Source organism: Vibrio sp. 1562 (genome assembly GCF_033340155.1).
Taxonomy (GTDB): Bacteria; Pseudomonadota; Gammaproteobacteria; order Enterobacterales; family Vibrionaceae; genus Vibrio; species Vibrio alginolyticus.
In genome coordinates this window covers 1-559 of record NZ_JAWOVY010000639.1, presented here as the reverse complement: position 1 = coordinate 559, position 559 = coordinate 1, and the positions used below count along the sequence as shown (strand labels likewise).

Here is a 559-nt window from a genome sequence, read left to right as displayed (position 1 = left end):
ATCATCATGCCGGTTTCGTTGCCTTTGAATGTCCACTCAGGCAGGCGACCTTTGCGCACGTTGCCTTTGTCATCCACCCATTCTTCTTCGGCGTAAGACAACATAGACAGAACCACGTCTGCTAGGCGGTCTGGCTCAAGAATCGAAGACAACGGTTGAACTGCGCGGTAGGTATCCCACAACGAGAAAGTGTCGTAGCGCGTGAAGTCTGCTTTGCCATCTTTGTTAGCATCGGCAGTGCGGATCGACTCTTTCAGCGTATCGATCTTGTCGCCCCAAGGTGTGTTGCCATCTGGGTAAGCGTTACGACCTTGGTGAACTTGGCGGTAGCGACCATCTAAGTCAGAGTGAATGGTTTGACCTAGGTACGAGTGGTACATCGCGGTGTAGAACGTCTGTTTGTAATCTTCGTCGCCAGAGACTTGGATCTTGCCGAGTTCGTCTTCCCATTTCTTCGTTGCCGCTTCACGTACTTGGTCGAAGTTCATGCCCGCAACTTCTGTCATGTTAAGAGAAGCGCCAGACTTGCCGTTCTCGCCGATCTCAACGTTTGATAGCG

1 protein-coding gene is annotated in these 559 nt (G+C 51.7%); it reads right to left on the bottom strand.

Translation table 11 applies throughout. From position 1 onward, the window contains the following. A partial coding sequence (locus tag R7Z49_RS26825; RefSeq protein WP_318112706.1) for a glycoside hydrolase domain-containing protein occupies nucleotides 1-559 on the bottom strand: 559 nt, incomplete at both ends.